The 4,231-nt window shown below is 70.4% G+C and carries 3 protein-coding genes; all 3 read right to left on the reverse strand.

What is annotated here, in order from left to right; all coding sequences use genetic code 11:
- A partial coding sequence (locus tag JWR81_RS21155) for a hypothetical protein (protein WP_297655634.1) occupies window positions 1-1,682 on the reverse strand: 1,682 nt, incomplete at its 3' end.
- A gap of 70 nt (window positions 1,683-1,752) precedes the next feature.
- A complete protein-coding gene (gene ettA / locus JWR81_RS21160; protein WP_297655637.1) occupies window positions 1,753-3,429 on the reverse strand; it encodes an energy-dependent translational throttle protein EttA in 1,677 nt (558 codons plus the stop codon).
- A gap of 20 nt (window positions 3,430-3,449) precedes the next feature.
- A complete protein-coding gene (locus tag JWR81_RS21165; protein WP_297655640.1) occupies window positions 3,450-3,929 on the reverse strand; it encodes a single-stranded DNA-binding protein in 480 nt (159 codons plus the stop codon).
- Between the last annotated feature and the right edge of the window lie 302 nt (window positions 3,930-4,231).

Consider the following 4,231-nt stretch of genomic DNA (forward strand, 5'->3'; position numbering starts at 1 on the left):
CGCGACCGCCGCGCACCGCTGTCCGTACCCGGTGGGTCCCTATCCGCCGAACCGCTGCCCGCCGAACCGCTGCTCACAGTGGCGCCGCCGGGACGGCCGCCCGGCCGGGTTCCGCCACCCGGCGAGCCAGGGCCGCGACGATCGCCCTGCCGCACGCCGTCCCGGTCGGCCACCGAGCCGTGCGAGTCGCTGTTGCGGGTGTCGCCGTTGCGCAAGTCGCCATTGCGCAAGTCGCCATTGCGCAAGTCGTCGTCGCGGGATGCCCGCCCGGCGCGGGCGGCGTTATCCGACTCCGTCGCACCGTTGCGGGTGGGACGGGTCGCCCTATCGGCAGGCCCTCCCGGCCGAAGCGGATCGTCGACGGGCGGGCGGCCGGCGTTCCGGTCGCGGGCGACCGCGCTGCTCCAGTCCGTCCAGGGTCCGCCGGTGGGCGGGCCACCGCCGTTGCGGGCCGGCAGGGGTCCGGTGGTGCCGTTGCGGCCGGTGTCGATCGGGCGATGCTGGCGCGAACGCCGGGCCGGACTTCCGTTCACCTCCGTGGCAACCGCATCCGACGAGCCTCGCTGCGCACCGTCACCCGCCGGGACGGCGGCCACGCCGGACTCGGCAGCGCCGACCTCAGGAACGGTGGTCATGACGCTGTCCAGCGCGGCGCGGAACCGCCCGGCACGCGCCTCGTCCCTCCGCTGCGCCGCGACACCGAGACGGATGGACCCGAGGACCTCGTCCAGCCGGTCGGTCTTCTCCTGCAACGCGCCGAGCGTGGACCAGCAGACCGACTCCAGATCCGGCACGTCACACGCACCGGCGTCCCGTGCAGCCTGCTCCAGCTCCCGGGCGACGGCGTCGGAGCCGGAGGTGGCGAGGGTACGCGCCACGGTGAGACGCAGCAGAGCTATCTGGCGGCTCGGCCGGGTGGTGTCGTTCAGCCGTGGCCCGAGCGGCGCGCAGCCCTCCTGCGCCTCCTCCAGGCGACCGGCGTCGAGCAGGCCCCCGATCCACTCGGCGGCGAGACCCGCCGCGAGATGACGCGACGGGCTCTGCGCGCGTGCGCCCCGGGCGCGGTCGAGCGAGGCCAGGCCCAGCGCGGCGCGCTCGACCGCCGCCGACGGGCGTGCGGCCCGCCGCTCGGCCCCGGCAGCCACGAGGGAGGCAGCAGCCGCACCGATCTCGCCCCGTCTGCCGCCGACCTCGGCCCAGATCGCCGCGACTCGCTGCACGAGTCCGTCGACCGCTGCGGGGCGGTCCTCCATCGTGCACCGCGACAGCACCACGAGCGCGTCGGCCCGCAGCTCTGGTGCCGTGTCGGCCACCGCCACCGGTGTCAGGAGCGCCCGGGCCACGTCGAGCCGCCCCGCGCCTGCCGCGAGGACGGCGAGCTCGACCCTGAGCCGATCCGCGGCCGGCTCTTCGAGCAGCGAAGCCCCTCGCCGAGCGACCTGCTCGAGAACCTCCGAGGCCGTGTCACGGCCGTCTCCGGTGGCGGAGCGTGCATGGACGGCCCAGCCTGCCGCACGCAGCCACCCGGCGTCGTCACCATCGGAGAGAGCGTTCTGCAGGACGTGCTCGGCGATGGCCCCGGTCAGATCCGGCCGGGACCACCGCAGTGCCGAGGCCGATCCGAGCAGGTCAGCCCCGGTCTCGTCACCGTCATCTCCGAGCACCGCTCGCGTCGAGGCCACCTGATCTCCAGACGTTCGGGGCTTCCCACGGCGGACCGACCGTGATCATCGACCGGCTGAGGCATCGCTCTCAGTCACGAGTGAGCTTACGATGCGTCACGCGGTGCGGTCGCGCGGCCTCCGCTCCGAGCCGCTCCACCTTGTTCTTCTCGTACGCCTCGAAGTTGCCCTCGAACCAGAACCACGATGCCGGTGTGTCGTCGGTGCCCTCCCACGCCAGGATGTGGGTGACGACGCGGTCGAGGAACCAGCGGTCGTGCGAGATGACCACCGCGCAACCGGGGAACTGCTCGAGAGCGTTCTCCAGCGATCCCAGGGTCTCGACGTCCAGGTCGTTGGTCGGCTCGTCGAGCAGGATCAGGTTGCCGCCCTGCTTGAGCGTCATGGCCAGGTTCAGCCGGTTCCGCTCACCGCCGGACAGCACGCCCGCGGGCTTCTGCTGATCCGGACCCTTGAAGCCGAACGCCGCGACGTAGGCCCGCGACGGCATCTCCGTCTGACCGACCTTGATGTGGTCGAGCCCATCGGAGACTGTCTCCCACACGTTCTTCTTCGGGTCGAGGCCTGCGCGGTTCTGGTCCACGTACGAGAGCTTCACCGTCTCGCCGACCTTCACCGTGCCGGAGTCCGGCTGCTCGAGACCGACGATCGTCTTGAACAGCGTGCTCTTGCCGACCCCGTTGGGCCCGATCACGCCGACGATGCCGTTGCGCGGAAGCGTGAACGACAGGTCCTTGATGAGCATGCGCCCGTCGAAGCCCTTGTCGAGGTGATCCACGTCGACCACGATGCTCCCCAGCCGCGGACCCGCGGGGATCTGGATCTCCTCGAAGTCGAGCTTGCGGTGCGACTCGGCCTCGGTGGCCATCTCCTCGTAGCGCTGCAGGCGGGCGCGGCTCTTCGCCTGCCGCGCCTTGGCCCCGGACCGCACCCAGGCCAGCTCGTCGGTGAGCCGCTTCTGCAGCTTGGCGTCCTTGCGCCCCTGCACCGCCAGGCGCTCTGCCTTCTTCTCCAGGTACGTGGAGTAGTTGCCCTCGTAGGGGTAGGTGTGCCCCCGGTCGATCTCGAGGATCCACTCCGCGACGTTGTCGAGGAAGTACCGGTCGTGCGTGACGGCCAGGACGGCACCCGGGTAGCTCGCGAGGTGCTGCTCCAGCCAGAGGACGCTCTCCGCGTCCAGGTGGTTGGTCGGCTCGTCGAGCAGCAGCAGATCGGGCTTGCTGAGCAGGAGCTTGCACAGCGCCACCCGGCGCCGCTCCCCGCCGGAGAGGGTGGTGACGGGAGAATCCGGAGGCGGGCAGCGCAAGGCGTCCATCGCCTGCTCCAGCTGGGAGTCGAGCTCCCAGGCGTCGTTGTGGTCCAGGATCTCCTGGAGCTGCCCCATCTCCTCCATCAGCTCGTCTGAGTAGTCGGTGGCCATCTGCTCGGCGATCGCGTTGTAGCGGTCGAGCTGCTCCTTGATCTCGCCGAGCCCCTCCTCGACGTTGCCGAGGACGGTCTTCTCCTCGTTGAGAGGAGGCTCCTGCTGGAGGATGCCGACCGACGCGCCCGGCTTGAGGTACGCCTCGCCGTTGTTGGGTTGGTCCAGTCCCGCCATGATCTTGAGGACGCTCGACTTGCCGGCCCCGTTCGGACCGACAACGCCGATCTTCGCGCCCGGCAGGAAGTTCAGCGTCACATTGTCGAGGATGACCTTGTCGCCGTGGGCCTTGCGGACCTTCAGCATGCTGTAGATGAACTCTGCCACTCCCCGATGGTAGTAGCGCGTCATCGCGCCCCGACGGCCACCTCACCTGCCCGTACCTCGGCTTCCACCGGCTCCTCCTCGTACGCTCCGTCGATGGGCGGCTCCGACAGCTGCTCCGCCTCCGCCGGGGCCGCTTGCGACGAGGACGTCCGCGTGAGTGCAGCGGTGCACCACATCAGGTCCGGCCCGACCGCCGACGCCTCCACCTCGATCACCGTGTTGCGCCGGCCGTCCTTTTCGTAGTCGCGGGCGAACATCCGCCCGTGCACCATCACCGGGTCGCCGGTCTTCAGGGTCAGGAGAGCGTGCTCCGCGAGTCCCCGCCAGCACTGGACGGTGATGAACAGCGAACGCCCCGTGCGCCACTCACGGGTCTTCGTGTCGTAGCGCCGCTCGCTTGCCGCGAGCCGGAAGCTCGCCTTCACCGTGCCGTCGGCGAACCGCCAGGGGTTCACGTCGCCGGCCAGCCGGCCCACCAGGGTCACCGTCATCTCGTCCATGTCCGTCTCCTTCTCTCGTGGATGAACCGTGCGAGATCGACACTGCCCGGAGCGGAACCGGTGCGGCAGGGTCATTCCGGAACTGTGGACAGTGTCAGGACGATGGGGACAACGGTGGCCGGCCGCGCCAGGACCGTCGGTGGCCCATGCGACGATGCCGGGCCGCCTGAACGCAAAAAAAGGTGCGCCCCCTGTCCGAAGACAGAGGGCGCACCCATCCACATTTGATGTCGGCGGCGACCTACTCTCCCACACCCTGACGAGTGCAGTACCATCGGCGCTGGAGGGCTTAGCTTCCGGGT

The organism is Pseudonocardia sp. (assembly GCF_025965585.1).
Classification (GTDB): domain Bacteria; phylum Actinomycetota; class Actinomycetes; order Mycobacteriales; family Pseudonocardiaceae; genus Pseudonocardia.

Bases quoted from the DNA above. Each gene is read 5' to 3' on its own strand.
- JWR81_RS21165 (WP_297655640.1), bottom strand. From the start codon at position 3,929: ATGGACGAGATGACGGTGACCCTGGTGGGCCGGCTGGCCGGCGACGTG.